The 25,623-nt window shown below is 41.6% G+C and carries 23 protein-coding genes and 5 tRNA genes; 25 read left to right on the forward strand and 3 right to left on the reverse strand.

Annotated elements, in window-relative coordinates:
• Positions 1 to 89 precede the first annotated feature (89 nt).
• Both QYT14_RS18100 and QYT14_RS18105 read left to right on the forward strand, forming a co-directional pair.
• The gene (locus QYT14_RS18100) at positions 90 to 1,478 is read left to right on the forward strand and encodes a HAMP domain-containing sensor histidine kinase (RefSeq protein WP_288325759.1); all 1,389 of its coding nucleotides are present in this window, start codon (positions 90 to 92) and stop codon (positions 1,476 to 1,478) included.
• A gap of 57 nt (positions 1,479 to 1,535) precedes the next feature.
• The gene (locus QYT14_RS18105; protein WP_288325760.1) at positions 1,536 to 2,240 is read left to right on the forward strand and encodes a response regulator transcription factor; all 705 of its coding nucleotides are present in this window, start codon (positions 1,536 to 1,538) and stop codon (positions 2,238 to 2,240) included.
• A gap of 63 nt (positions 2,241 to 2,303) precedes the next feature.
• Here QYT14_RS18105 and QYT14_RS18110 read toward each other — a convergent pair whose 3' ends face one another.
• Genes QYT14_RS18110 through QYT14_RS18120 form a run of 3 tightly spaced genes read right to left on the reverse strand, consistent with a single transcriptional unit; the run spans position 2,304 to position 5,191 of the window.
• Complete coding sequence (locus QYT14_RS18110; protein WP_288325761.1) at positions 2,304 to 2,795, reverse strand: porin family protein; 492 nt, start codon at positions 2,793 to 2,795, stop codon at positions 2,304 to 2,306.
• 44 nt (positions 2,796 to 2,839) lie between these two features.
• Complete coding sequence (locus QYT14_RS18115; RefSeq protein ID WP_237039473.1) at positions 2,840 to 3,376, reverse strand: gamma carbonic anhydrase family protein; 537 nt, start codon at positions 3,374 to 3,376, stop codon at positions 2,840 to 2,842.
• Between the two features lie 9 nt (positions 3,377 to 3,385).
• Positions 3,386 to 5,191 (reverse strand): aminopeptidase P family protein, encoded by a 1,806-nt coding sequence (locus QYT14_RS18120; protein ID WP_288325762.1) that lies wholly within the window; start codon positions 5,189 to 5,191, stop codon positions 3,386 to 3,388.
• A gap of 169 nt (positions 5,192 to 5,360) precedes the next feature.
• Here QYT14_RS18120 and rpsU point away from each other — a divergent pair, with 169 nt between their 5' ends.
• From rpsU to rpsJ, 23 genes are all read left to right on the forward strand, one after another.
• Positions 5,361 to 5,552: a 30S ribosomal protein S21 gene (gene rpsU, locus QYT14_RS18125; protein ID WP_005941924.1), complete on the forward strand. Its 192-nt coding sequence runs from the start codon at positions 5,361 to 5,363 to the stop codon at positions 5,550 to 5,552.
• Positions 5,553 to 5,629: 77 nt separating this feature from the next.
• Positions 5,630 to 6,511 (forward strand): tyrosine recombinase XerC, encoded by an 882-nt coding sequence (gene xerC, locus QYT14_RS18130; protein WP_288325763.1) that lies wholly within the window; start codon positions 5,630 to 5,632, stop codon positions 6,509 to 6,511.
• Between the two features lie 15 nt (positions 6,512 to 6,526).
• Complete coding sequence (gene raiA, locus QYT14_RS18135) at positions 6,527 to 6,826, forward strand: ribosome-associated translation inhibitor RaiA (protein WP_237039476.1); 300 nt, start codon at positions 6,527 to 6,529, stop codon at positions 6,824 to 6,826.
• A 97-nt stretch (positions 6,827 to 6,923) separates the two neighbouring features.
• A tRNA-Thr gene (locus tag QYT14_RS18140) sits at positions 6,924 to 6,997 on the forward strand.
• Between the two features lie 44 nt (positions 6,998 to 7,041).
• Positions 7,042 to 7,124: transfer RNA gene (locus QYT14_RS18145), tRNA-Tyr, on the forward strand.
• A gap of 32 nt (positions 7,125 to 7,156) precedes the next feature.
• A tRNA-Gly gene (locus QYT14_RS18150) sits at positions 7,157 to 7,229 on the forward strand.
• 7 nt (positions 7,230 to 7,236) lie between these two features.
• Positions 7,237 to 7,308 (forward strand) — tRNA-Thr (locus tag QYT14_RS18155).
• 51 nt (positions 7,309 to 7,359) lie between these two features.
• A complete protein-coding gene (gene tuf / locus QYT14_RS18160; RefSeq protein WP_237039477.1) occupies positions 7,360 to 8,544 on the forward strand; it encodes an elongation factor Tu in 1,185 nt (394 codons plus the stop codon).
• Between the two features lie 56 nt (positions 8,545 to 8,600).
• Positions 8,601 to 8,673: transfer RNA gene (locus QYT14_RS18165), tRNA-Trp, on the forward strand.
• 16 nt (positions 8,674 to 8,689) lie between these two features.
• The gene (gene secE / locus QYT14_RS18170; RefSeq protein WP_117912541.1) at positions 8,690 to 8,884 is read left to right on the forward strand and encodes a preprotein translocase subunit SecE; all 195 of its coding nucleotides are present in this window, start codon (positions 8,690 to 8,692) and stop codon (positions 8,882 to 8,884) included.
• A gap of 15 nt (positions 8,885 to 8,899) precedes the next feature.
• Positions 8,900 to 9,442 (forward strand): transcription termination/antitermination protein NusG, encoded by a 543-nt coding sequence (gene nusG / locus QYT14_RS18175; RefSeq protein WP_237039478.1) that lies wholly within the window; start codon positions 8,900 to 8,902, stop codon positions 9,440 to 9,442.
• 58 nt (positions 9,443 to 9,500) lie between these two features.
• Positions 9,501 to 9,944 carry a 50S ribosomal protein L11 gene (gene rplK, locus QYT14_RS18180; protein WP_005941913.1) on the forward strand — a complete coding sequence of 148 codons (444 nt, stop codon included), beginning with the start codon at positions 9,501 to 9,503 and terminating at the stop codon, positions 9,942 to 9,944.
• Positions 9,945 to 9,959: 15 nt separating this feature from the next.
• Entirely contained in the window at positions 9,960 to 10,658 is a 699-nt protein-coding gene (rplA, locus tag QYT14_RS18185; protein WP_005941912.1) for a 50S ribosomal protein L1, read from the forward strand.
• 15 nt (positions 10,659 to 10,673) lie between these two features.
• Positions 10,674 to 11,192, forward strand: a complete 519-nt coding sequence (gene rplJ, locus QYT14_RS18190) for a 50S ribosomal protein L10 (protein WP_237039479.1) — start codon at positions 10,674 to 10,676, stop codon at positions 11,190 to 11,192.
• Between the two features lie 46 nt (positions 11,193 to 11,238).
• Positions 11,239 to 11,616, forward strand: a complete 378-nt coding sequence (gene rplL, locus QYT14_RS18195; protein WP_005941908.1) for a 50S ribosomal protein L7/L12 — start codon at positions 11,239 to 11,241, stop codon at positions 11,614 to 11,616.
• A 104-nt stretch (positions 11,617 to 11,720) separates the two neighbouring features.
• Positions 11,721 to 15,533 carry a DNA-directed RNA polymerase subunit beta gene (gene rpoB, locus QYT14_RS18200; protein ID WP_237039480.1) on the forward strand — a complete coding sequence of 1,271 codons (3,813 nt, stop codon included), beginning with the start codon at positions 11,721 to 11,723 and terminating at the stop codon, positions 15,531 to 15,533.
• Between the two features lie 36 nt (positions 15,534 to 15,569).
• On the forward strand, positions 15,570 to 19,859 hold the full coding sequence (rpoC, locus tag QYT14_RS18205) for a DNA-directed RNA polymerase subunit beta' (RefSeq protein WP_237039481.1): 4,290 nt from the start codon (positions 15,570 to 15,572) through the stop codon (positions 19,857 to 19,859).
• A gap of 698 nt (positions 19,860 to 20,557) precedes the next feature.
• The gene (locus QYT14_RS18210; protein ID WP_288325764.1) at positions 20,558 to 21,340 is read left to right on the forward strand and encodes an ATP-binding protein; all 783 of its coding nucleotides are present in this window, start codon (positions 20,558 to 20,560) and stop codon (positions 21,338 to 21,340) included.
• Between the two features lie 99 nt (positions 21,341 to 21,439).
• Positions 21,440 to 21,781, forward strand: coding sequence for a DUF3467 domain-containing protein (locus tag QYT14_RS18215; protein ID WP_237039483.1), 342 nt, complete (start codon positions 21,440 to 21,442; stop codon positions 21,779 to 21,781).
• 190 nt (positions 21,782 to 21,971) lie between these two features.
• Positions 21,972 to 22,382, forward strand: coding sequence for a 30S ribosomal protein S12 (gene rpsL, locus QYT14_RS18220; RefSeq protein WP_288325765.1), 411 nt, complete (start codon positions 21,972 to 21,974; stop codon positions 22,380 to 22,382).
• Positions 22,383 to 22,541: 159 nt separating this feature from the next.
• Positions 22,542 to 23,018, forward strand: coding sequence for a 30S ribosomal protein S7 (gene rpsG / locus QYT14_RS18225; protein ID WP_237039484.1), 477 nt, complete (start codon positions 22,542 to 22,544; stop codon positions 23,016 to 23,018).
• A gap of 32 nt (positions 23,019 to 23,050) precedes the next feature.
• Positions 23,051 to 25,168, forward strand: coding sequence for an elongation factor G (fusA, locus tag QYT14_RS18230; RefSeq protein WP_288325766.1), 2,118 nt, complete (start codon positions 23,051 to 23,053; stop codon positions 25,166 to 25,168).
• A 90-nt stretch (positions 25,169 to 25,258) separates the two neighbouring features.
• Positions 25,259 to 25,564 (forward strand): 30S ribosomal protein S10, encoded by a 306-nt coding sequence (gene rpsJ / locus QYT14_RS18235; protein ID WP_005941888.1) that lies wholly within the window; start codon positions 25,259 to 25,261, stop codon positions 25,562 to 25,564.
• The last annotated feature ends 59 nt before the right edge of the window (positions 25,565 to 25,623 follow it).

Here is a 25,623-nt window from a genome sequence, read left to right on the forward strand (position 1 = left end):
ATTTGCGTATGTAGGTAAAATGGTGGAAAATAAATAAAAATGGGCTTATTTTAACTATACGTTAACGTTCTTTGGAAGGGAGTAATGATATGAAAATCAAACATATACGATGGATAGCAATTATTGGTCTGCTGGCTATTTTCAGCTTGCAATATGTGTGGCTTGTCAATACCTGTAAGCTGGCGAAAGAGAGTATTCAGTTCAGGAGCAATGAAGTTTTCAAAGATGCTTCTATGCAAGAACTCTTCCATCGCATGGAGGTGTTGAAGGCAGAGCTGAACAAGAAATATGCAGGTCAAGATACCATTATTGGGGTGAAAGTGGAGTTGGATGATGATTATGACATTGCTGAAAGCGGGATGTTGGATGATAATGCCAATCAATGGCTGATGTCGAATATGCATATTTCTATACAAGAAGCTGTGGCGAAGACATATAAGGTATCTGTCTCTTTGGCAAGTTTGGATTCTATCTATCGGGCAAATTTGAATATGGAGGGCATTGATGCTAAAGTGGTTTGTTGCATTACTGATTCCTCAGGGCATGTTCTCAAGAGTTCCCGGCCCTTACGGTTAGGGGAGCACGGTATGCTGAGTACCCCATTATATCCTCTCAATTACAAGCGTACGGAAAATTTGCAGGCTTTTATCGTCAATCCTTATTGGGTTATCTTTCAGAGAATGACCTTATTGCTGATAGCCACTGTACTGATGATGATATTAATTATCGGTTGTATTGTCTGTCAAATTCGTATCATTGCCCGTCAAAATAAAATAGCTAAGATTCGCGAGGATTTCTCTTATGCTTTGATTCACGACATGAAAACCCCCATCAGTAGTATTTTGATGGGAATTCAAATATTAGAGACCGGCAAATTGGACGCCCGGCCTGATAAACGCGACAAACTCTTTCATATCCTGAAGGATGAAAGTGAACATTTGTTGGCATTGACAGAGAAGGTACTGATACTTTCGAAGTTGGAAAACCATCAACTGAAACTTTTTCGCGAAATGCTTTCGTTGCGTGACATGTTGGATGACTTGATTGAAAAGTTTTCCGCCAAGGCAGACAAACCGGTGCATTTTAGTCTGGTCCTTGAGGTGGAAACTATTCTGGCAGATGGCGAATTTCTGAAGGAAGCAATCAGCAATCTGATTGACAATGCCATTAAGTATTCGGGAGCCTCGGTTGACATTACTATTTCTTCTGTTTGCAAGCCGGACGGTGCGGTTGTCATCAAGGTAAAAGATAATGGCTTCGGCATTCCTTTGAAGGACCAAAGCCGTATATTCGAAAAATATGAGCGTGCGTCGGCCGCCACTCGCAGTCGGAAAGGTGGAGCATCCGGATTCGGACTGGGATTGAACTATGTACTCCGTGTCGCTGAGGCACATGGCGGCACGGTGAGGGTAGAGAGCATCGAAGGAGAGTATAGCGAATTTTCTCTTTCTCTGCCTCAAAAAGAGTTCTTGAACTGACCGGGGAAAAGTGATAATGGATTCGGAATAAACAGAAAAAGAATAGGAGAGGAAGTTATGATAAAGTTGCTGTTGGTGGAGGATGATGCCAATCTTTGTTACATTATCCGTGGTGGTCTGGAAGATATGATAGGAGGTTATGAGGTGACGACTGCCATGAATGGGGAAGAAGGGTTGAAAATATGGAAAGGTCAACATCCTGATGTGATTGTTTCGGATATTGAAATGCCTGTAATGGACGGTTATGAGATGGTAAAACGTATTCGCGAACTGGATGGTGATACGCCTATTTTATTTACTTCGGGGCGCGTCTCGCCCAAAGATGTGGTGAAAGGTTATGAACTGGGTGTGAATAACTATATCAAGAAGCCTTTTTTGGCTGAAGAGTTGGATGCGCATATCGGTGCACTGCTGAAATTGAAACAGGGGGGGAGCGCCAGAAATGAGAGTGAAATGTATAGAATAGGTGGGAGTTATGTGTTTGATGCTGCCCATGCGGTATTGAGGCATCTTGTTTCGGGGACGGAGAAGACGTTGACGGAACGTGAAGCCAGTCTGCTGAAAATGCTTTGTGTCAAGATAGGGGAAGTGGTGAAACGTGAGATTATTCTTTCTACTCTTTGGGAGAAAGAGGACGATTATTTTGCGTCACGCAGCCTGGATGTTTTTGTCACACGGCTTCGTAAATTATTGGCTGAGGATGAAAAGGTGCAGATAAAGACTCTCAAAGGGGTGGGGATCAGTTTGGTTTGTTTACCGTAGGGGGAAAGATTGGAAAACCTGCCCTTTCCCCTATGGGTAAATAAAGATGTTATCGGCAAATCTTTAGAATTTATAAGCAAATCCGATATTGAATACGCCTTGGTCAAGGTCGCTGATAATCTGATATTTGATTTCGAAGTTCATCATCCATTGCGAATTAAGGTCAAATTCAGCACCGGCTCCCAGATTAGCGCCGAACTTTCCTTTATTTCCACTTAAATCCATTCCTTCAAATTTACCCAAATCCCAATGCCAATTTGTATAAGTCAATCCGAATAGCGGATAAAGACGTGCACCGCTTGCCACAGGAAAGAGATAGTGAGCATTGACATTGAAGTCGAACATATCAACTCCGTCATTTTTGAAGAAATAGTTGACAGATGGTTCCAGTCTCAGCGCATCAAGAATGTTGTATTGGTATTTAACACCGATGCCCACGCTTTCGATTTCGGTTCCATAACCTACTTGAAACCCAAGTGCTTGTTTACCCTGCTGGGCATGAACGCCGCATACAAATAATACCAGCATGCAGGCAAGAATAAGTAACTTTTTCATAATCAATAAATTAGAATGAATACTAGTTTGTTTTTTGTTATTGCTTATTTCTTTTCATTAGCTTCTTCATCTTTGAACCAAGAGGCATACATCAGATAACCGTTTGCAATCTTTTCATTCAGTTCACGACTTTGCTCAGGGGGAATCTTTTTGATGAACTTGGCGGGAACGCCTGCCCAAAGACTTCCCGGTTCGATGATGGTATTGCTCAAGACTAAGGCTCCGGCAGCTACGATAGCCCCTTCGCCTACTACGGCATGGTCAAGCACGGTTGACCCCATACCTATCAGGGCACCGTCTTTGATGGTTGCACCGTGGATGGTTACGTTATGTCCCACGGATACATCGTTACCGATTTCGACTACTGATTTCTGATAAAGGGTGTGTAACACGCTCCCGTCTTGAATGTTGACACGGTCGCCGATGCGGATGGCATTGACATCACCGCGCAGCACGGCATTGAACCAGATGCTGCAATCGCGCCCCATTACGACATCACCGATGACAGTGGCATTGTCAGCCAGATAACAGTTTTCTCCAATCTGAGGTGTGAATCCTCTTACCGATTTTATAAGTGCCATAATTCTTTCTTAGCGTTTTAAAGGTGAAGTTGCTTCTTTTAACCACTCCTGCTCTTCTTTGTTCAGTTGAGAGCTCAACCGATTATATACCATTTCATGGTATTCGTTGAACCTGGTGATTTCTTCGTCGGTCAACATATCGGTCACAATAGCCTCTTTGTCGATGGGACAGAGAGTTAGCGGCTCGAACTTCATGAAAGAACCGAACTCGGTTTCCATTGCAGGAACAGTCAATAATGTGTTCTCGGTGCGGATACCGTGACGACCGGCTTTATAAATGCCCGGTTCGTCTGTCACTGTCATACCCGGGCGGAGAGGAGTGGGCATATAGTTCATTCTGATCTGGTGAGGGCCTTCGTGTACACAGAGGAAATGACCGACACCGTGTCCTGTGCCGTGGAAATAGTTGACACCCGCTTTCCACATGGCTTGACGCGCTAAAATATCAAGCTGTGTGCCGCACGTCCCTTCAGGAAATATGGCATTTTGTAGCTGAAGGAATCCTTTCAGTACCAATGTATAATCTGTCTTTTCCTCATTACTGAGGGGGCCGAGCACGATGGTGCGCGTAATGTCGGTGGTTCCATCCAAATATTGTGCTCCACTGTCCAGCAGCAACATACCTTCGGGTTTCAAAGGAATATCTGTTTCGGGGGTTGCTTCGTAATGAACGATAGCTGCGTGTTCTTTATATCCGGCAATCGTATCAAAGCTGATTCCTTTGAAATTCGCTTGTTCGGCACGCAATTCATATAGTTTCCGATCGACACTCAGCTCGGTTTCATTTCCGGCGGGAACAGCTGTCTTCAACCATTTTAGGAATTTAACCATAGCTATGCCGTCGCGTTCCATGGCATGACGAAAACCGTTTATTTCAGTTTCGTTTTTCACCGCTTTCAGAAGACTGACGGGAGAAGGAATTTCCATTATCTTGTGCCCGGTGTCAATGCCATTGGCAGTTAGATAGCCGGCAGCATTAAAGAGTTTCATATTGAGAGCCGGAGACACCTGGATGTTCTGACGCACTTTCTTAATGTCACCCTCTACCTGATGATAGGATTTGAGGATGATTCCGTTTTCTTCCAGATAGACTTTGACCTCAGGCGAAAGTTTTTCTTCTATTATATATAAGGTAGCTTTCTTCTGAGTGATATGCATATAACTAATGAATACGGGGTTGCAATGTACATCACTTCCTCTTAGGTTTAGTGTCCATGCAATCTCATCCAAAGCGGATAACAAGATACTTTGGCAATTATTCTTGCGTATTTCCTCTCTGATGAGTTCTATTTTCTGTCGGCAGGAGCGTCCGGCATATTTTTCTTCCAATATAAATACGGGGTCGGATGGCAACGAGGGGCGATCCTTCCATATTTCATCAAAGGGGTCGGCAACACTTTCCACTTGGATTCCCTTGGGAGAACAAACGGCGTAAAGGGATTCCTTAAAATCGATACCGTTTACCCATCCGTCCATTCCGATGATATCTCCTTTTTTAAGTTCTTTAGAAAGCCATTCGGCAATAGAAGGAGTTCCGGGCATGCGGTCTTTAAATAAGGTGATACCTGTACCTTCCAACTGCTCGGCAGCTTGCAGGAAATAACGTGAGTCCGTCCATAGCCCTGCTTTTTTCATGGTGATGACTGCCGTACCTGCCGATCCGGTGAAGCCGGTCAGCCATTTGCGGGCTTCCCAATGTGCGGCAACATACTCACTATTATGTGGGTCGGTAGTGGGGAGTATAAATGCTTGTATACCATTTCTTTGCATAATCTTACGCAAAGCAGCTACTCTTTGTTTAATTTCAAATTTCATTGTATTTTGGTTTATAATAACTTAAACTCAATGACAAAGATACGATTTCTATATTATTTAAGATAAATATTTGCGGAAAGTTTTGTAAATAAAGAAAGTATGTGTAATTTTGCGCCGCAATTTGACTATAGAAAAATTTAGTAACAACATAATTTAATTATTAAAAACAATGATTGTAGTACCAGTAAAAGAAGGCGAAAACATTGAAAAAGCGCTGAAGAAATTCAAAAGAAAATTTGAAAAAACAGGTGTTGTAAAAGAACTGAGAGCTAGACAGCAGTTTGATAAACCGTCTGTAATCAACAGACTTAAGAAAGAACGTGCTGTATACGTGCAGAAACTTCAGCAGGTAGAAGAATAATTAATTCTCGCACTTTCTTTGAATAATTGAATTCTTTTTCATATATTCGTTGCTGAATTAATGAAGCGACGTTTCTTATGTTAATAGAATCTTTTTTGGATTATCTTCGGTTGGAAAAAAACTGTTCCGAGAAAACGATTGTTAGCTATGGAACAGATTTGACCAAATTTGAAGAGTTCTTTAAGAGTGTTGACGAGGAGGTGGATTTTACTACGGTAGATGCAGACGTCATCCGTTCATGGGTGGTAAACCTGATGGATGGTGGATATACTTCTACTTCGGTAAATAGGAAACTGAGTTCTCTCCGTTCGTTTTATCGTTATCTCTTGCGAAAGAAGGTAGTGGTGGTGGATCCGACGCGTAAAGTGACTGGTCCTAAAAAAAAGAAGCCTCTGCCGGTCTTTGTGAAGGAAGAAGATATGAATAGGCTGTTGGACGAAATTCCTTGTGAAAAGGGATTTACCGGCTGTCGGGATAAAACGATAATCGAAATGTTTTATGCTACAGGCATACGGCTTTCGGAATTGATTGGATTGAATGATGCAGATGTCGACTTTTCGGCTTCTCTTATTAAAGTAACGGGAAAGAGAAATAAGCAAAGGCTAATTCCTTTCGGTGATGAACTGAGGATGGCGTTGCTTAATTATATTAAAGTAAGAGATGAAGCAATACCCGATAGGGAGGAGGCTTTTTTCGTCAAACAGGATGGAAAAAGGTTGTACCCCATGAAGGTATATAATTTAGTGAAACGGAACCTGTCAAAAGTTGTAACGCTTAAAAAAAGAAGTCCGCACGTGTTAAGGCATAGTTTTGCTACTTCGATGCTGAATAATCAGGCGGAGTTGGGTGCTGTAAAAGAGCTTCTGGGGCATGAAAGTCTGACAACGACGGAAATCTATACGCATACGACTTTTGAAGAACTTAAAAAAGTGTATGAACAAGCTCATCCAAGAGCGTAAAAAAAGGAGGTAATTATGGAAGTAAGAATTCAAGCTATTCATTTCGATGCGTCTGAAAAACTTCAGGATTTTATTCAGAAGAAGGCGACTAAATTAGAAAAGTATTGCGATGATATAAATAAGGTGGAGGTGTCATTAAAAGTAGTAAAACCGGAAACCGCTATGAATAAAGAGGTCGGAATTAAAGTTTTGGCCATGAATGGAGAGTTTTTTGCGGAGAAGGTGAGCGATACATTTGAAGAAGCAATAGATGTGTGCGTGGATGCACTGTCTAAGCAATTGACAAAAACGAAAGAAAAACTACGCGGTAAATAAAAAAAGTCGCTAAAAGTTTTTGAGAATTAAAATAAATATCTAACTTTGCAGCCGCTTAGCCCTTCGAGGGGCAGGAGCTGCAAAGTTTTAGAAATAAGCCTCTTTAGCTCAGTTGGCCAGAGCACGTGATTTGTAATCTCGGGGTCGTTGGTTCGAATCCGACAAGAGGCTCAAAAAAAACAATAAGGAAAAAAGAGTTCTTTATTTAACTGTAAGGGCAAATACCAGAGTGGCCAAATGGGGCAGACTGTAAATCTGCTGGCTTACGCCTTCGGTGGTTCGAATCCATCTTTGCCCACACTTTGATTGAGACTAATGGTCTTTAGAATTGCGGAAGTAGCTCAGTTGATAGAGCATTAGCCTTCCAAGCTGAGGGTCGCGGGTTTGAGCCCCGTCTTCCGCTCTTTTTTGCTGTTATAGCTCAGTGGTAGAGCACTTCCTTGGTAAGGAAGAGGTCCCGAGTTCAAATCTCGGTAACAGCTCTTAGATAACGTAATTGCTGATTATTAATCAAATAAATAACAAGTAAAGCTATGGCTAAAGAGAAATTTGAACGTTCGAAACCGCACGTTAACATTGGTACTATCGGTCACGTTGACCACGGTAAAACCACTTTGACTGCTGCTATCACTACTGTGTTGGCTAAAAAAGGTCTTTCAGAATTGCGTTCTTTCGATTCAATCGACAACGCTCCTGAAGAAAAAGAAAGAGGTATTACTATCAATACTTCTCACGTAGAATATCAAACAGCTAATCGTCACTATGCTCACGTTGACTGTCCGGGTCACGCTGACTATGTAAAGAACATGGTTACTGGTGCTGCTCAGATGGATGGTGCTATCATCGTTTGTGCTGCAACAGACGGTCCGATGCCTCAGACTCGTGAACACATCTTGTTGGCTCGTCAGGTAAACGTACCTAGACTGGTTGTTTTCTTGAACAAGTGTGATATGGTTGAAGATGAAGAAATGTTGGAATTGGTAGAAATGGAAATGCGTGAATTGCTTTCATTCTATGATTTCGACGGTGACAATACTCCTATCATCCGCGGTTCTGCACTTGGTGCTTTGAATGGCGTTGCTCAGTGGGAAGATAAGATTATGGAATTGATGGAAGCTGTTGATACTTGGATTCCATTGCCTCCGCGTGATATCGATAAACCTTTCTTGATGCCGGTTGAAGACGTGTTCTCTATCACAGGTCGTGGTACTGTAGCTACAGGTCGTATCGAATCAGGTATTATCCATGTAGGTGATGAAGTTGAAATCCTTGGTTTGGGTGAAGATAAGAAATCAGTTGTAACTGGTGTTGAAATGTTCCGTAAACTGTTGGATCAAGGTGAAGCTGGTGATAACGTAGGTTTGTTGCTTCGTGGTATCGACAAGGCAGAAATCAAACGTGGTATGATTCTGTGTAAGCCGGGTCAGGTTAAAGCTCACTCTAAGTTCAAAGCTGAGGTTTATATCTTGAAGAAAGAAGAAGGTGGTCGTCACACTCCGTTCCACAACAAATACCGTCCTCAGTTCTACTTGCGTACTATGGACTGTACAGGTGAAATCACTTTGCCGGAAGGAACTGAAATGGTAATGCCTGGTGATAACGTAACTATTACAGTTGAGTTGATTTACCCGGTTGCTATCAACGTAGGTTTGCGTTTCGCTATCCGCGAAGGTGGACGTACAGTAGGTGCTGGTCAGATTACTGAAATTATTGACTAATACACATTATAAAATATGATCAGTTCTCGGTCGTAAAACGCCGGGAACTGATTTTTACGGGAGTAGCTCAGTTGGTAGAGCACCGGTCTCCAAAACCGGGTGTCGGGAGTTCGAGCCTCTCCTCCCGTGCTAAACTTGAAAGAATATGTTTCAGAAAGTAACAAATTATTGTAAAGAATCTTATGACGAATTAGTCCATAAAGTATCATGGCCGACTCGTAAAGAACTTTCAAATAGTGCAGTGGTTGTTTTATATGCTTCCCTACTCATTGCACTAGTCGTTTTTCTTATGGATTCAGTCTTCCAGTTCGTAATGGAAGATATTATCTATCCGCACTAATTAATTGTGAGTAAAATGTCTGAGATTGAAAAAAAATGGTACGTATTACGTGCCGTCAGTGGAAAAGAAAGCAAGGTTAAGGAATATCTTGATGCTGACATCAGGAATAGTGACCTTAGCGAGTATGTATCTCAGGTGTTGATTCCTACCGAGAAAGTGTATCAGGTTCGCAATGGTAAGAAAATTGTGAAGGAAAGAAGTTATCTTCCCGGATACGTTTTGGTCGAGGCTGCTCTCGTCGGTGAGGTTGCTCATCATTTGAGAAACACTCCCAATGTGATTGGCTTTTTGGGAGGCTCCGAGAATCCGGTGCCTTTGAGACAATCGGAAGTGAATCGTATACTTGGTACGGTGGATGAACTCCAAGAGGGTGGTGAAGAACTGAATGTTCCTTATACCGTAGGAGAAACAGTGAAAGTAATCGTTGGACCGTTCAGTGGATTCAGTGGTCTCATTGAAGAAGTGAATAGTGAAAAACGGAAACTAAAGGTTATGGTTAAGATCTTCGGACGTAAAACTCCGTTGGAACTTGGCTTTATGGATGTCGAGAAAGAATAATGCATTCTGTTACGTGCATTGTCTTTCGCTATAATTAATATATAAAAATTAGAAAAAAATGGCTAAAGAAGTTGCTGGACTAATCAAATTACAGATTAAAGGAGGCGCTGCAAATCCATCACCTCCCGTTGGACCTGCTTTGGGTTCTAAGGGTATTAACATCATGGAGTTTTGCAAGCAATTCAATGCCAGAACCCAGGACAAGGCAGGTAAGATTTTACCTGTAATCATTACCTACTACGCAGATAAGTCTTTTGATTTTGTTATTAAGACTCCTCCCGTAGCTATTCAATTGCTTGAGTTGGCTAAGGTTAAGAGTGGTTCTGCTGAGCCTAATCGTAAGAAAGTTGCCGAGATTACTTGGGAACAAGTACGTGCGATTGCTCAAGACAAAATGGTTGACTTAAACTGTTTTACTATCGAGTCTGCTATGACTATGGTGGCAGGTACAGCTAGAAGTATGGGTATCGCTGTAAAAGGGGAATTCCCGGGTAATAACTAATAAACTTCAATTATAATGGGTAAACTGACAAAAAATCAAAAGTTGGCTGCAGAAAAAATTGAAGCAGGGAAAGCATACTCACTGAAAGAAGCTGCACAATTAGTTAAAGATATCACTTTTTCTAAATTTGATGCTTCATTAGATATTGACGTACGTTTAGGTGTAGACCCTCGTAAAGCTAATCAAATGGTTCGTGGCGTAGTTTCACTGCCTCATGGAACTGGTAAGCAAGTACGTGTTTTGGTTCTGTGTACACCTGATGCTGAAGCTGCTGCAAAAGAAGCTGGTGCTGACTATGTTGGTCTTGATGAATATATTGAAAAGATCAAAGGTGGATGGACAGATATTGATGTAATCATCACAATGCCGTCTATCATGGGTAAGATCGGTGCTCTCGGTCGTGTTCTCGGTCCTCGCGGATTGATGCCGAATCCTAAGAGTGGTACTGTAACTATGGATGTAGCTAAAGCTGTTAAGGAAGTTAAGCAAGGTAAGATTGACTTTAAGGTTGATAAGAGCGGTATCGTTCATACTTCAATTGGCAAGGTTTCTTTTACTGCTGACCAGATTCGTGATAATGCGAAAGAATTTATCGCTACTATCATTAAACTGAAACCGAGCTCAGCTAAGGGTACCTATATTAAGAGTATTTATCTTTCAAGTACTATGAGTAAGGGTATCAAGATTGATCCCAAAACTGTAGAAGAAATCTAATAATAAGGAGGAATCATGAGAAAGGAAGATAAAGGCGTTATTATTGGTCAGTTGGCTGACACCGTAAAAGAATATGGACATTTCTACTTGGTTGATACAACTGCTATGGATGCAGCTGCTACAAGCGACCTGAGAAGAAAATGTTTCAAAGCCGGTGTTAAGCTGGTAGTTGTGAAGAACTCTTTGCTTCACAAAGCTTTGATGAGTATCGAAGATGTTGATTTCTCTCCGTTATTTGACTCTTTGAAAGGTACAACTTCAGTAATGTTCTGCGAAACTGCAAACGTTCCTGCTAAGTTGCTGAAAGAATACAAAGATGGAGTTCCTACACTGAAAGCTGCTTATGCAGAAGAAGGAATATATGTAGGTGCTGATCAACTCGAAGCTCTTGCTAATATTAAGAGTAAAAATGAAGTTATTGCTGAAATTGTTGCTTTGCTGCAATCACCGGCCAAGAACGTTATTTCTGCTCTTCAATCAGGTGGTAACACCATTCATGGAGTGCTTAAAACTCTGGGCGAACGTGCCGAATAATCAATTTTATAATCAATTAGTAACAAACAATTAAAATCATACAAAAATGGCAGATTTGAAAGCTTTTGCAGAACAATTAGTTAACTTGACAGTAAAAGAAGTTAATGAACTTGCAACTATCCTTAAAGAAGAATACGGTATTGAACCTGCTGCTGCAGCTGTAGCTGTTGCTGCTGGTCCTGCTGCAGGTGGTGCAGCTGCTGCTGAAGAAAAAACATCTTTCGATGTAGTTTTGAAGAGCGCTGGTGCTGCTAAATTGCAGGTTGTTAAAGCCGTTAAAGAAGCATGTGGTCTTGGTTTGAAAGAAGCTAAAGACTTGGTAGACGGTGCTCCTAGCACAGTAAAAGAAGGCTTGGCTAAAGACGAAGCTGAATCACTGAAGAAAACTTTGGAAGAAGCTGGAGCTGAAGTTGAGCTTAAATAATATTAAGCCTGATTATCAGGTAATTCGGTTAGGAATCCTCTAGACGAGGATTCTTAACCTTTTTGTGTCTATATTATTATTAAGTTCTACAAATAAATTATCAGATGTCTTCAAATACAGAAAACAAAAGAGTAAATTTTGCTTCCATCAAGAATCCGATGAAGTATCCGGATTTCCTGGAAGTGCAATTGAAGTCATTCCAAGACTTTTTACAACTGGATACCCCACCCGAAAAACGAAAGAACGACGGGCTGTATAAAGTATTTGCTGAAAACTTCCCTATCGCTGATACACGCAATAACTTTGTCCTTGAGTTCTTGGACTACTACATTGATCCCCCTCACTATACAATAGATGATTGTCTAGAGCGTGGGCTCACTTATAGTGTACCTTTGAAAGCTAAATTGAAGCTTTATTGTACAGACCCCGATCATGAGGATTTTGATACCGTTATTCAAGATGTTTATTTGGGCCCTATTCCTTATATGACTCCGAAGGGAACTTTCGTGATTAATGGTGCTGAACGCGTTGTCGTTTCTCAGTTGCATCGTTCTCCGGGTGTATTCTTTGGACAAAGTGTGCATGCTAACGGTACAAAATTATATTCTGCACGTATTATCCCATTCAAGGGGTCATGGATCGAATTCGCTACTGACATTAACAATGTAATGTATGCTTATATCGACCGTAAGAAAAAGTTGCCTGTTACAACGCTGTTGAGAGCTGTCGGCTTCGAAAATGATAAAGATATCCTCGAAATATTTAATTTGGCTGAAGAAGTTAAAGTCAATAAGGCCAACTTAAAGAAAGTTGTAGGAAGAAAGCTTGCTGCACGTGTCTTGAAGACATGGACAGAGGACTTTGTAGATGAAGACACTGGTGAAGTTGTTTCTATTGAACGCAACGAAGTCATCATTGACCGTGAAACTGTACTTGAAGCAGATCACGTAGATGAGATTATTGACTCAGGCGTTCAGAATATCCTTGTTCATAAGGAAGAAGCTAATTCATCTGACTATTCTATTATATTTAATACTCTTCAGAAAGACCCGAGTAACTCTGAAAAAGAGGCTGTGCTTTATATCTATCGTCAGTTACGTAATGCAGATCCTGCTGATGATGCCAGTGCTCGTGAGGTTATCAATAACCTGTTCTTCTCTGAAAAAAGATATGACCTTGGCGAAGTAGGCCGTTACAGAATCAACAAAAAGTTGGGACTGACTACGGATATGGATGTGAAGGTATTGACAAAACAAGATATTATCGAGATCATCAAATATCTGATTGAGTTGATTAACTCTAAGGCTGATGTTGATGATATCGACCATTTGAGTAATCGTCGTGTGCGTACGGTGGGAGAGCAGTTGTCCAATCAGTTTGCTATAGGTTTGGCTCGTATGTCTCGTACTATTCGTGAACGTATGAATGTGCGTGACAATGAAGTGTTCACTCCGATTGATTTGATTAATGCGAAGACGATTTCTTCCGTTATCAATTCATTCTTCGGTACGAATGCATTGTCACAGTTCATGGACCAGACCAATCCGTTGGCTGAAATTACTCACAAACGTCGTCTGTCTGCGTTAGGCCCTGGAGGTTTGTCGCGTGAACGTGCCGGTTTCGAGGTTCGTGACGTACACTATACTCACTATGGTCGTTTGTGTCCGATTGAAACCCCTGAAGGTCCTAATATCGGTTTGATTTCTTCTTTGTGTGTGTATGCTAAGATTAATGAACTCGGTTTCATTTCTACTCCTTATCGTAAGGTAGCTGATAGTAAGGTGGATATTTCTGATGAAGGAATTGAATACTTGACTGCAGAAGAAGAAGAAGATAAGATTATTGCTCAGGGCAATGCACCTTTGGATGATGAAGGTAAATTTGTTCGTGACAAGGTGAAGGCCCGTCGCGATGCCGATTATCCGGTTGTTACTCCTGATCAGGTAGAGTTGATGGATGTATCTCCTCAACAGATTGCTTCTATTGCGGCATCTTTGATTCCGTTCTTGGAACATGACGATGCTAACCGTGCGTTGATGGGGTCTAACATGATGCGCCAGGCAGTTCCTTTGTTGCGTACTGAGGCTCCTATTGTGGGTACAGGCATTGAAAAACAATTGGTTGAAGATTCTCGTACTCAGATTGCTGCTGAAGGTGACGGTGTAATCGAATATGTAGATGCAACTACTATCCGGATTCTGTATGACAGAACGGAAGATGAGGAATTCGTCAGCTTCGAACCTGCTTTGAAAGAATATAGGATTCCTAAATTCCGTAAGACCAACCAGAGCATGACTATTGACCTTCGTCCTATTTGTGATAAGGGTCAGCGTGTGAAGAAAGGTGATATTCTGACGGAAGGTTATTCAACACAAGGTGGTGAGTTGGCATTGGGTAAGAACCTGTTGGTGGCTTATATGCCTTGGAAGGGATATAACTATGAGGATGCTATCGTATTGAATGAACGCGTAGTACGTGAAGACTTGTTGACTTCTGTGCACGTGGATGAATATATATTGGAAGTGCGCGAAACAAAGCGCGGTATGGAAGAATTGACTTCTGATATTCCTAACGTGAGTGAAGAAGCGACTAAGGATTTGGATGAGAACGGTATTGTACGTGTGGGTGCTCGTATTGAACCGGGTGACATCCTGATTGGTAAGATTACTCCGAAAGGAGAATCAGATCCTTCTCCTGAAGAAAAACTGCTTCGCGCCATCTTTGGTGACAAGGCCGGTGATGTAAAGGATGCTTCACTGAAAGCTTCTCCTTCATTGCGTGGTGTCGTTATCGATAAAAAGTTGTTCTCGCGTGTAGTGAAAACCAGAAGTGAAAAGAACGCCGACAAAGCTATTTTGCCGAAACTGAATGATGAATTCGATGAAAAGGCAGCTAAGCTGAAAGATATCTTGATTGATAAATTGTTGGTGTTAACTAATGGTAAAGTATCTCAGGGTGTAAAAGATTACTTGGGAACCGAAGTTATCGCTAAGGGAGCTAAGTTTACAAAACGCGACCTTGAGTCATTGGATTATACAGTGATTCAGTTGAGTAAGTGGACGGCGGATGCTCACAAGAACGATATGATTCGTGACTTGGTAATGAATTACCTGAAGAAATATAAAGAACTGGATGCCGAGCTGAAACGTAAGAAGTTTGCTATCACAATAGGTGATGAGCTGCCTTCAGGTATTATTCAGATGGCTAAAGTTTATATTGCTAAGAAACGTAAGATTGGTGTGGGTGATAAGATGGCAGGTCGCCACGGTAATAAGGGTATTGTATCCCGTGTTGTCCGTCAGGAAGATATGCCGTTCTTGGCAGATGGTACTCCGGTAGATATCGTATTGAATCCGTTGGGTGTGCCTTCTCGTATGAACATCGGTCAGATTTTTGAAGCCGTATTAGGTCGTGCCGGAAAAGAATTAGGCGTGAAATTTGCTACTCCTATTTTCGATGGTGCATCTATGGATGACTTGAATGAATGGACGGATAAAGCCGGATTGCCTCGTTACTGTAAGACGTATCTTTGTGATGGTGGTACCGGTGAACGTTTTGACCAGCCGGCAACGGTAGGTGTGACTTACATGTTGAAATTGGGTCACATGGTTGAAGACAAGATGCATGCACGTTCTATCGGTCCGTACTCTCTTATTACTCAGCAACCGCTTGGTGGTAAGGCGCAGTTCGGTGGTCAGCGTTTCGGAGAAATGGAAGTTTGGGCGCTCGAAGCATTTGGCGCAGCACACATCCTGCAGGAAATCCTGACTATTAAGTCTGATGACGTTGTTGGACGTTCTAAGGCTTACGAGGCTATTGTAAAAGGTGAACCGATGCCTACTCCGGGTATCCCTGAATCTCTGAATGTATTGTTACATGAATTGAGAGGATTGGGACTGAGTATCAACCTTGAATAATAAAAATATAACTCTTTACAATATAAACAAGAAAGTATGGCTTTTAGAAAAGAAACGAAGATAAAGAGTAATTTCTCGAAAATCTCAATTGGTTTGGCTTCACCTGAAGAAATCCTTGAGAATTCGAGTGGTGAGGTGTTGAAGCCTGAAACTATCAACTACCGTACCTACAAACCTGAACGTGACGGTTTGTTCTGCGAACGCATCTTCGGTCCGGTAAAAGACTATGAATGTCATTGCGGTAAGTATAAACGTATTCGTTATAAAGGAATCGTTTGTGACCGTTGCGGTGTTGAAGTGACAGAAAAGAAAGTTCGTCGTGAACGTATGGGACATATCCAGTTGGTAGTGCCTGTGGCACATATCTGGTATTTCCGTTCATTGCCGAACAAAATCGGTTACTTGTTGGGATTGCCTACCAAGAAACTTGATTCTATTATTTACTATGAACGTTATGTCGTTATTCAGCCGGGTGCTGCCGCTGAAGAAGGCGTAAATGAATATGATTTGCTTTCAGAAGAGGAATATCTGGATTTGCTGGAAAAACTTCCGAGAGAAAATCAATATTTGGAAGATACAGATCCTAACAAGTTTATTGCTAAGATGGGAGCTGAAGCCATCTATGATTTGTTGGCTAAACTTGACTTGGATGCACTTTCTTATGAGTTGCGTCACAAGGCAAGCAACGACTCTTCACAACAGCGTAAGAATGAAGCATTGAAACGCCTGCAGGTTGTTGAATCGTTCCGCGCATCTCGCGGACGCAATAAACCTGAATGGATGATTGTACGTATTGTTCCGGTGATTCCTCCAGAACTTCGTCCGTTGGTGCCGTTGGATGGTGGTCGTTTTGCGACTTCTGACTTGAATGATTTGTATCGCCGTGTGATTATCCGTAACAATCGTTTGAAGAGACTGATTGAAATCAAAGCTCCTGAAGTAATCTTACGCAACGAAAAACGTATGTTGCAAGAAGCTGTCGATTCATTGTTCGATAATTCACGTAAGTCCAGTGCTGTAAAAACAGATGCAAACCGTCCGTTGAAATCACTGTCCGACAGTTTGAAAGGTAAGCAAGGACGTTTCCGTCAGAACCTGTTGGGTAAGCGTGTTGACTACTCAGCCCGTTCGGTAATTGTCGTTGGTCCTGAACTGAAAATGGGAGAATGCGGTATTCCTAAATTGATGGCTGCTGAACTTTACAAACCGTTTATTATCCGTAAATTGATAGAACGCGGTATTGTGAAGACGGTTAAGTCAGCCAAGAAGATAGTAGACCGTAAAGAGCCTGTTATTTGGGATATCTTGGAGCATGTAATGAAAGGTCATCCGGTATTGTTGAACCGTGCGCCGACATTGCACCGTTTGGGTATCCAGGCATTCCAGCCACACATGATTGAAGGTAAGGCTATCCAGTTGCATCCATTGGCATGTACTGCGTTCAATGCCGACTTTGACGGTGACCAGATGGCTGTTCACTTGCCTTTGAGCAATGAAGCTGTATTGGAAGCTCAGATGTTGATGCTTCAGGCACATAATATTTTGAACCCGGCTAATGGTGCGCCTATCACCGTACCCGCCCAGGATATGGTACTCGGTTTGTATTATATTACAAAACTGAGAAAAGGTGCTAAAGGTGAGGGACTGACGTTCTATGGACCGGAAGAAGCTTTGATTGCTTATAATGAAGGTAAGGTAGATATCCATGCAATTATCAACGTTGTCGTAAAAGACTTGGATAAGGATGGCAATATTGTAGATGTAATGATGAAGGAAACTTCTGTAGGCCGTGTGATTGTAAATGAAATCGTTCCGGCAGAAGTGGGTTATCTGAATACCATTATTTCTAAAAAGTCTTTGCGTGACATCATTAGTGATGTTATCAAGGCGGTGGGTGTTGCTCGTGCTTGTGAATTCTTGGATGGTATTAAGAACTTAGGTTACCATATGGCGTTCAAGGGTGGTCTGTCATTCAACTTGGGTGATATTATCATTCCGAAGGAAAAAGAAGAACTGGTAAAACGCGGTAACGAAGAAGTAGAACAAATCATGATGAACTATAATATGGGTTTCATCACTGATAATGAACGTTACAACCAGGTTATTGATACATGGACTCATGTCAACAGTGACTTGTCTGATATCCTTTATAAGACTATTAAGAACGATGACCAAGGTTTCAATTCAGTATTTATGATGCTTGATTCCGGTGCTCGTGGTTCTAAGGAACAGATTCGTCAGTTGTCAGGTATGCGTGGTTTGATGGCTAAACCGCAGAAAGCCGGTGCTGAAGGAGCTCAGATTATTGAAAACCCGATTCTTTCAAACTTTAAGGAAGGTTTGTCTGTGTTGGAGTACTTTATCTCTACCCACGGTGCTCGTAAAGGTTTGGCGGATACCGCGTTGAAGACTGCCGATGCCGGATACTTGACTCGTCGTCTGGTAGACGTGTCGCATGATGTGATTATTAATGAAGAAGACTGTGGAACACTTCGCGGTTTGGTTTGTACTGCTTTGAAGAATAACGATGAAGTTATTGCTACTCTGTACGAACGTATCCTCGGACGTGTTTCTGTACATGATATTATTCATCCTACAACCGGTAAGTTGATTGTTGCCGGAGGTGAAGAGATTACTGAAGATATTGCACAGGAAATTGAAGATTCTCCGATTGAAAGCGTAGAAATCCGTTCTGTATTGACTTGTGAATCGAAGAAAGGCGTATGTGCCAAGTGTTACGGACGTAACCTTGCTTCAAGCCGTATGGTTCAAAAGGGAGAAGCTGTCGGTGTCATCGCTGCACAGTCTATCGGTGAGCCGGGTACTCAGTTGACGTTGCGTACGTTCCATGCCGGTGGTATCGCCGGTAACATGGCTGCCAATGCAAGTATTGTTGCCAAAAACAATGCTCGTCTGGAATTTGAGGAACTTCGTACTGTTGATACTGTAGATGAAACTACCGGTGAAGCCGTGAAAGTGGTAGTAGGCCGTTTGGCTGAGGTGCGCTTTATTGATGTAAATACCGGTATCATTTTATCAACTCATAATGTTCCTTACGGTTCTAAATTGTATGCTGCTGACGGTGATGTGGTTGAGAAAGGTAAACTGATTGCTAAATGGGATCCGTTCAACGCTGTTATCATTACCGAAGCAACCGGTAAGATTGAGTTCGAAAGTATGGTTGAGAACGTAACTTATAAGGTGGAATCAGATGAAGCTACCGGTTTGCGTGAAATCATCATTATCGAATCTAAGGATAAGACAAAAGTACCTTCTGCTCATATTACGACAGAAGATGGTAACTTGATACGTACTTATAACTTCCCTGTGGGTGGACACGTTGTTATTGAAAACAATCAATCGGTGAAGGCCGGTGACATCCTTGTGAAGATTCCGCGTGCTGTCGGTAAGGCTGGTGATATCACCGGTGGTCTGCCTCGTGTAACAGAATTGTTTGAGGCACGTAACCCGTCCAACCCTGCTGTGGTTTCTGAAATCGATGGTGAAGTTACCATGGGTAAGATTAAACGTGGTAACCGTGAAATTATTGTAACATCCAAGACGGGTGAAGTGAAGAAGTACTTGGTTAATCTTTCTAAGCAGATTCTTGTTCAGGAGAACGACTATGTACGTGCCGGAACTCCGCTGTCTGACGGTGCGATTACTCCTGCCGACATCTTGGCCATTAAAGGCCCTACGGCTGTGCAGGAATATATCGTAAACGAGGTACAGGATGTTTATCGTCTGCAAGGTGTGAAGATTAATGATAAGCACTTTGAGATTATCGTTCGTCAAATGATGCGTAAAGTTGAAATTGATGAACCGGGCGATACCCGCTTCTTGGAACAGCAAGTGGTGGATAAGCAAGATTTCATGGAAGAAAATGACCGCATCTGGGGTAAGAAAGTTGTCGTTGACGCAGGTGATTCTCAGAACTTACAACCGGGTCAGATTGTAACTGCCCGTAAGTTGCGTGATGAGAACAGTATGTTGAAGCGTCGTGACTTGAAACCCGTTGAAGTGCGTGACGCTATCCCTGCAACATCTACTCAGATTCTGCAAGGTATTACTCGCGCTGCTTTGGGAACTTCAAGCTTCATGTCGGCTGCATCATTCCAGGAAACAACCAAGGTTCTGAACGAAGCTGCCATCAATGGTAAAGTAGATAAACTGGAAGGTATGAAGGAAAATGTGATTTGTGGTCACTTGATTCCTGCCGGTACCGGACAGCGTGAATTTGAAAAGATTGTTGTTGGTTCAAAAGAAGAATACGACCGCATCTTGGCAAATCGCAAAAATGTACTTGACTATAGTGAAGTAGAATAATACAATTCATCAAGACTCTAAATAGAAGGTCGGTTTTCCTAAGGGGAGACCGACCTTTTTTATTTAATAAACCGGTATATTCTCTTTCTCTGGCTCTATCACTTTTCCCCGCCATTACATAGCACAGATTTCTTAGCTAATAAGGTCGACTTAACCTGACACAATGACATATATATGTATAGGCTTATGCATACGTATGTGTAGGCTTACGCCACCGTATGTATGAACCGATGCGTGCCTACGTGTGAATTGGCAACCGATCTTCCAAATTATTCGTAAATCATATTTGATGATAAAAAGATTTCAGCCATTTTTAAACAGACTCTCATTGTTTTTCTAAAAGTTTGATAATAATAGTCCCTTTTTCAGAATAATATATCTATATTTGTAGTCAGTCAAAGCGACAAAGAGAGTTCGTGTTTGATATGTTAATGTTAATAGAGCGTTTTTGATATTACTTTGTGTTAGAAAATCCCCAATTTTCGAAGCGGAACAAAGTGGATACAACAGAACGCTCACGTCGTGTGTTTATACTTCCTTCTAAAAGGAAATATGCATAACGGCGTGGGACTGTTGTTTTTATTTGTTCCGTGGGTATGGGGATACCTCTAACGCAGATAAGACATTAAAACAGTTCCCACGCTTTTATATATTTATGCCATCCTTAGGGAGCAGGGAGGGAGATACATTAGGCCGCTATGAAAACAATAGAAGAACTGGAAGAACTCAACCGCCAATTACAAGTCGAATTGAGGGAAGCTAGGGCTGCACAGGCTCAAGCCGAAGCCGCTAATCAAAACAAATCGGTGTTTCTTGCCAATATGAGCCATGAGATACGAACGCCGCTTAATGTTATTATGGGGTTCTCGAACTTGATTGTTACTGCTGCTACCGAGGAAGAAAAGCGAATGTATGCGGACGTTCTGGAAAATAATTGTTCATTGTTGCTTCAGCTTATTAATGATATTTTGGACCTGTCGAAAATAGAATCGGGAACATTGACTTTTGCAGAGGAAGAAGTGGAACTGAATATGTTACTGGAAGAACTGGCAAGCGCGATGCGTACACGGATTATCACAGAGGAGGTTGTCTTGAATTGTGTTACACTTTCTGCTCCTTGCTTTATTGTGACGGAGAAAAAACGGCTTTCTCAAGTGCTTATTAATCTATTGACAAATGCTATTAAGTTTACGACCAAAGGCAGCATTCATTTAGGCTATGAAATTCATGGGAAAATGCTTTATTTTTATGTGTCTGATACCGGATGCGGTCTTCCTGAATCTCAAAAGCAAAAAGTGTTTGAACGATTTGTCAGACTTGATTCCGCTAAACCGGGTACGGGGCTGGGACTTGCAATTTGTCGCACTATTGTGGAAAAAATGGGAGGATGTATTGGTGTAGAATCAGAGGAGGGAAAAGGAGCTTGTTTCTGGTTTACTATTCCTTATGCTCTCTCTTCTATAGAAAAAAATGATATTTAGTGTGTCTATTGTTGCTTGATTGATTCCTTTTCCTTACTTTTGCTCGTCTGCTACTAAGAAGCAGATAATATTTACCTTTTAATATAGAAGAAAATAATCATGGAAAACGAAAAAAACAACAATCAGCTCCAAATAGAGTTGAAAGAAGAAGTAGCACAAGGCACTTATGCCAATCTTGCCATAATTACACATTCCAGCTCTGAATTTATAGTAGATTTCGTGCGTGTAATGCCCGGATTGCCGAAAGCAGGGGTGCAATCTCGTATTGTATTGACTCCTGAGCATGCTAAGCGCCTGATGTATGCTTTGCAAGAAAATGTGGCAAAATATGAACGTAATTTCGGACCGGTCCGTATGCCTGAAGAGATGAATGGTGCCAACGGTGGTCCTGACGGCAAGACTTTTATTCCGCCTATGAGCGGCTTTAAGGGAGAAGCATAAGCTATACTTTGTCGTATAAATGGCATATTAGTCTGTCTTTCAAAAGATTTTTTTGAGAGACAGACTATTTTTATTGCTTAAAAGTATTGTTTATTAAAATGTTATTCGTAACTTTGCAGCCCAAAATGTATAGTTTTGGATTGAATTAGTAAATTAATAAACAATATATAACAATTAAAAATCAAACAAAATGCCTACTATTCAACAGTTAGTAAGAAAAGGAAGAGAGGTTTTGGTTGAGAAAAGTAAGTCTCCGGCACTGGATTCATGTCCTCAAAGACGTGGTGTTTGTGTTCGTGTGTATACTACTACTCCGAAGAAACCGAATTCAGCAATGCGTAAAGTTGCTCGTGTACGTCTGACAAACTCTAAGGAAGTGAACTCTTACATTCCGGGAGAAGGACACAACTTGCAAGAACACTCAATCGTATTGGTTCGCGGTGGTCGTGTGAAAGACCTTCCGGGTGTACGTTATCACATCGTTCGTGGTACTTTGGATACAGCAGGTGTGGCTGGTCGTACACAAAGACGTTCTAAATACGGTGCTAAGCGCCCGAAAGCTGGACAAGCAGCTCCTGCAAAAGGAAAAGGTAAAAAGTAATTTGAAGCCTAGCTGAAATTCCGAAAAGAAAAAAGTATTTTAATTTAAGTTTTTGGTTTGTTGGAATAAGCTATAAAGGTTGAGTAAATGCTTCGGTGGAAGCGTTGAAGTAAACAAGAGTCGCAGCCCCAAACAAAAAACATTATTTTTTAAAGAAAAATGAGAAAAGCAAAACCAAAAAAACGTGTGATCCTTCCGGATCCGGTATTTAATGACCAGAAGGTTTCTAAATTCGTTAACCATCTGATGTATGATGGAAAGAAGAATACCTCTTATGAAATCTTCTATGCTGCATTGGAAACAGTAAAAACAAAACTTCCTAACGAAGAAAAATCAGCTTTGGAAATCTGGAAGAAGGCTTTGGATAACGTAACTCCTCAGCTGGAAGTTAAGTCTCGCCGTGTAGGTGGTGCTACATTCCAAGTTCCTACTGAAATCCGTCCTGATCGCAAGGAATCAATCTCAATGAAAAACTTGATCCTTTTCGCTCGTAAACGTGGTGGTAAATCAATGGCAGATAAATTGGCTGCTGAAATCATCGACGCATTCAACGAACAGGGTGGTGCCTTCAAGCGTAAAGAAGATATGCACCGTATGGCAGAAGCTAACCGTGCATTCGCTCACTTCAGATTCTAATCAAGTAATAATTAAATAAGTAAAGGACGAAAATGGCTAAAAATGATTTGCATTTGACCCGCAATATCGGTATCATGGCTCACATCGATGCCGGTAAGACAACCACTTCGGAACGTATTTTGTTCTACACCGGTCTGACTCACAAAATTGGTGAAGTTCATGATGGTGCAGCTACAATGGACTGGATGGCTCAGGAGCAGGAACGTGGTATTACTATTACCTCTGCAGCAACAACAACTCGTTGGAAATATGCAGGCAATACTTATAAGATTAACTTGATTGATACTCCGGGACACGTTGACTTTACTGCTGAAGTAGAGCGCTCATTACGTGTGTTGGATGGAGCTGTTGCTGCTTACTGTGCTGTTGGTGGTGTAGAACCTCAGTCAGAAACAGTATGGCGTCAGGCTGATAAATACAATGTACCTCGTATCGGTTATGTTAACAAAATGGACCGTTCGGGTGCTGACTTCTTTGAAGTTGTTCGTCAGATGAAAACTGTGCTCGGTGCAAATCCTTGTCCTGTTGTAATTCCTATCGGTGCAGAAGAAAGTTTCAAGGGTGTTGTTGATTTGATCAAGATGAAAGCTATCTTGTGGCATGACGAGACTATGGGTGCAGACTACAGTGTGGAAGATATCCCTGCAAACTTGGTTGACGAAGCTAATGAATGGAGAGAAAAATTACTTGAAAAAGTTGCTGATTTCGATGATGCTTTGATGGAGAAGTTCTTTGACGATCCTTCTACTATCACTGAAGAAGAAATTTTGCGTGCTCTGCGTGCAGGAACCTTGAAGATGGAAATCGTTCCGATGTTCTGTGGTTCTTCATTCAAGAACAAGGGAGTTCAGACATTGCTTGATTATGTTTGTGCATTCTTGCCTTCTCCGCTGGATACTCCTGCTATCGTGGGTACTAACCCTAATACAGGTGCAGAGGAAGACCGCAAGCCTAGTGAAGATGAAAAAACTTCAGCTTTGGCGTTTAAGATTGCAACCGACCCCTATGTAGGTCGTTTGACTTTCTTCCGTGTTTACTCTGGTAAAGTAGAGGCTGGTTCTTATATTTATAACACTCGTTCTGGCAAGAAAGAACGTGTCTCACGTTTGTTCCAGATGCACTCAAATAAGCAGAACCCTGTTGAAGTAATCTGTGCAGGTGATATTGGTGCAGGTGTTGGTTTCAAGGATATCCGTACAGGTGATACTTTGTGTGATGAAGAAGCACCGATTGTATTGGAATCTATGGAATTCCCTGATCCGGTTATCGGTATTGCAGTTGAACCTAAAACTCAGAAAGACTTGGATAAACTGTCTAACGGTTTGGCTAAGTTGGCTGAAGAAGACCCGACATTTACAGTTAAGACTGATGAACAGTCAGGTCAGACTATTATTTCTGGTATGGGTGAGCTTCACTTGGATATCATCATTGATCGTCTGAAACGTGAGTTCAAGGTAGAATGTAACCAAGGTAAACCTCAGGTTAACTATAAGGAAGCTATTACAAAGACTGTTGAGTTACGTGAAGTTTACAAGAAACAATCTGGTGGTCGTGGTAAATTTGCTGATATCATCGTAGCAATCGGCCCGGTTGATGACGACTTTACTCAAGGTGGCTTGCAGTTTGTTGATGAAGTGAAGGGTGGTAACATTCCTAAGGAATTCATACCGTCGGTTCAGAAAGGTTTCCAAACAGCAATGAAAAATGGTGTGTTGGCAGGTTATCCGCTTGATTCACTGAAAGTAGTTTTGAAGGATGGTTCATTCCACCCGGTTGACTCTGACCAGTTGTCATTTGAAATCTGTGCTATTCAGGCGTACAAGAACGCTTGTGCTAAAGCAGGCCCTGTATTGACAGAACCTATCATGAAATTGGAAGTTGTAACTCCCGAAGAAAACATGGGTGATGTTATCGGTGACTTGAACAAACGTCGCGGTCAGGTAGAAGGTATGGAATCAAGCCGTTCTGGTGCTCGTATTGTTAAAGCAAAAGTGCCTTTGGCTGAAATGTTCGGTTATGTAACAGCTTTGCGTACCATTACCTCAGGTCGTGCAACTTCATCTATGACTTATGACCATCATGCTCAGGTGTCTAGCTCAATTGCTAAGACAGTTCTTGAAGAAGTGAAGGGTCGTGTAGACTTAGTATAATAAAGAATAATTTGGGGCGACGGGTTAGCGAATGACTCTTAATCCGGCCCCACTTTATATGTTTTTAATCATTTTATAAATAACAATCTAATGAGTCAAAAAATTAGAATTAAACTGAAATCATACGATCACAACTTGGTAGATAAATCTGCTGAAAAGATCGTGAAAACAGTGAAGGCTACAGGCGCTATTGTTAGCGGTCCTATTCCATTGCCTACTCACAAACGTATTTTCACTGTAAACCGTTCGACTTTCGTTAACAAGAAGTCACGTGAACAGTTTGAACTTTCTTCTTATAAGAGATTAATCGATATCTATAGCTCAACAGCTAAGACAGTAGATGCTCTGATGAAGTTGGAGTTACCGAGTGGTGTAGAAGTAGAAATTAAAGTTTAATCCATTAAAAATTAACTGAAATGCCAGGATTATTAGGAAAGAAAATCGGAATGACATCC

It is taken from the genome of uncultured Phocaeicola sp., from assembly GCF_948499155.1.
Lineage (GTDB): Bacteria > Bacteroidota > Bacteroidia > Bacteroidales > Bacteroidaceae > Phocaeicola > Phocaeicola faecalis.